Here is a 2,822-nt window from a genome sequence, read left to right as displayed (position 1 = left end):
GGACGGCGATCCGGCGGGCGCCGGCGAGCCGCTCCCGGTGCCCGGGCAGCTCGGGCAGTCCGTAGGGCCAGGTGCCGGCGTGGGCGCCGCCGTAGTAGCGCTCCCACTCCCCGGCGTCGGAGAGGCGGTAGTCGGCGCCGCAGTCGATCACGACGGTGGCCTCGGGGAGCTCGGCGGCCAGAGCGCCGGACTGGCCGTGCGGCAGGGCGAGGAAGACGACGTCGTGGCCGGCCAGCACCTCGGCCGTGGTCGGCTCCAGCACCCGGCCGGCCAGCGGCCGCAGATGGGGCTGGAGCCCCCCGAGCCTCCGGCCCGCGTTGGAGTGGCCGGTGAGGGCGCCGATCTCGACCTCGGGATGGTTCAGGAGCAGGCGGAGCAGCTCACCGCCGGCGTATCCGCTCGCCCCTGCCACTGCCGCACGTACCGCCATCGGAACCCTCCTCGTTGATGGCATGACTATACGCATATGCGCACGTTTATGCAACGAGCGTCGGCTCGCTCGGGGTGACGGCTGCGAGTGAACACTTCGGCCGGCGCACGAGCGATCCAGTTGACCGCTCGCGCGCCCAGGGCTGTGAAAAGCTGAGCGGATGCCCCACCACCTGCGGTTCTTCTTCGAGTGCGGCGTCGACACCCCGTTGTGGCCAGGGCCGTCGAACATGCCCGGTCTCGACAGTCCCTACGGGTATCCCTGCGCTCCGAGAAACTGCCCATCACTCCGGGCACCGGTCACGAGCCGGCGAGACTCGCCGAGCTGTATCAGTCCGCACTCGATTGGGACGACCCGATGGGGCCTTCGCCCTGGACCCATGAGCAGCAGGAGTCGTTCCGGCGTGAGGCCGACGCGGTGCTGGCGGTGTTGCGCCGCGAGCTCGGCACCGGCTGGACAGTTGAAGACCAAAGGAGCTGACGCACGCCTGCGGCCGGCAGGTCTGCCCGGCCGGCCCGCTCAGCCGCTCGGCCACAGCGGCCCCGCGACGAGCCGTACGCCGGGACGTGACCGGGCGCTCTCCCCGGCCGGGGCCTCGGCCTCACGTCGGCTTGAGGGCTCGGATCGATCCGCATGAGCACCGACACCACAGGCGTCAAGCCATCGAACAGGGCGTGACCATCGTCGGGGGTGACCGGCGCGCCGAGGACATAGAAGGTTTCCTCCCGCTGTTTCCTCGCGCTGGTCCCTCCCGGCGCCCTTCGGGCGCCCCCCACGGCAGGATCCCCGCCGGCCGCGTCGCGATCACCGGGTCCGTCCGGACCGCGCCGCCCTCCGCGAGCCGGGACGGCACGGTCACCTCGTGTGCAGGCCGGGACGCCGTACAGCCACCGGGGCCTCCTGGCCCGTCGGCAGCCCGGTGCCCGAGGCATGCTGTTCCCGGTGGAGAACGTCTTCAGGCCACGGGGATTCCCGGCGGGCGACGACGCGCGGTGAGCGGCAGGTCCGTACTGCCGCTGCCGCAGCGGGGCCGGCCCTTCCACCGGAGGGGCCGGCCCCGGAGCGGCTGTGTCAGGAGCGCGGGTCCTCAGCGGTCTGCGCGGCCCGGGCCGCGTCGCGCTCCTTGAGGCGCGCCGCTTCCTCGCGGACCTCCGCCTGGGTCGCGCGTTCCTTCTGCAGCCACTCGGGCCCCTCCTGCTTCAGGGCGTCGATCTGCTCGGTCGTGAGGGGCTCCGTGACCCCGCCGCGCGCGAGACCGGCGATGGAGACGCCCAGCTTCGAGGCGACCACCGGCCGGGGGTGCGGGCCGTTGCGGCGCAGCTCCTGCAGCCACTGGGGCGGGTCGGACTGCAGCGCGTTCAGCTCGGCGCGCGAGACGACGCCCTCCTGGAACTCGGCGGGGGTGGCTTCGAGGTACACACCCAGCTTCTTCGCCGCGGTGGCGGGCTTCATCGTCTGGGTGGTCTGGTGCGACGTCATGGTGTCCAGGGTATCGAGCATGTGCGCCGCCTCCGACCACGGCCGGTAACCTGGCGGGGTGACAGGCTCGGAAGTACCCCCTGCGTTCCGGCTCGCCTACGTCCCGGGCGTGACCCCGACCAAGTGGGTCCGGATCTGGAACGAGCGGCTGCCCGACACCCCCCTGACCCTCGTCGGTGTGCCCGCCGCGGAGGCCGCCGGACTGCTGCGCGACGGTGGCGCCGACGCCGGTTTCGTACGGCTGCCCATCGACCGCACGGACCTCAGCGCGATCCCCCTCTACACCGAGACGACCGTGGTCGTCGTTCCCAAGGACCATGTGGCGACGGCCGTCGAGGAGATGACGGCCGAGGACCTCGCCGAGGAGATCGTGCTGCATCCCCTCGACGACACCCTCGGCTGGGAGCGTCCGCCGGGCCGGCCCGCGTTCGAGCGGCCCGCCACGACGGCGGACGCCGTCGAGCTGGTGGCGGCGGGGGTGGGGCTGCTCGTCGTCCCGCAGTCGCTGGCCCGGCTGCATCACCGCAAGGACCTCACCTACCGGCCGCTGGCCGGAGCCCCCGAGTCACGGATCGCCCTCTCGTGGCCGGAGGAGAAGACCACCGACCTGGTGGAGGAGTTCATCGGGATCGTCCGTGGGCGGACCGTCAACAGCACCCGGGGCCGCGCTCCCGCACCGCCGCAGCCGAAGGCCGGGCGCACCGGCAGGAAGAGCGGCACCCCGGGCAGCCCGGCGGCGGGCAAGTCGTCCCGGAACGGCTCCGGTGGCGCCGGAGGTGCCAAGAACCCCAAGGGCGGTGCCAGGAATCCCAAGGGTGGTGCCGGCAACGCCAAGAGCGGCGCCAAGCGCGGGAAGCCCCGCCGCCGGCCGTAGCGGGCCGGTCCCGCTGCGGCCGGGCCCGCAGCCGGGTCA

The 2,822-nt window shown here is 73.2% G+C and carries 2 protein-coding genes and 1 pseudogene; 1 reads left to right on the top strand and 2 read right to left on the bottom strand.

Translation table 11 applies throughout. The annotated features are described in order from the left end of the window. Positions 1-430 (bottom strand): annotated as a pseudogene (locus VN520_RS23640) (N-acetyl-gamma-glutamyl-phosphate reductase); the annotation flags it as partial. 1,071 nt (positions 431-1,501) lie between these two features. After that, a complete protein-coding gene (locus VN520_RS23635) occupies positions 1,502-1,909 on the bottom strand; it encodes a DUF5997 family protein (RefSeq protein ID WP_325748947.1) in 408 nt (135 codons plus the stop codon). Positions 1,910-1,967: 58 nt separating this feature from the next. On the opposite strand from VN520_RS23635, the gene VN520_RS23630 reads away from it, so the two are divergent. Then, positions 1,968-2,783: a LysR family substrate-binding domain-containing protein gene (locus tag VN520_RS23630; RefSeq protein WP_325748946.1), complete on the top strand. Its 816-nt coding sequence runs from the start codon at positions 1,968-1,970 to the stop codon at positions 2,781-2,783. Positions 2,784-2,822: the final 39 nt, after the last annotated feature.

It is taken from the genome of Streptomyces sp., assembly GCF_035563135.1.
Classification (GTDB): Bacteria; Actinomycetota; Actinomycetes; order Streptomycetales; family Streptomycetaceae; genus Streptomyces.
The sequence above is the reverse complement of the archived record's forward strand: the minus strand, read 5'-3'. Positions and strand labels throughout refer to the sequence as shown.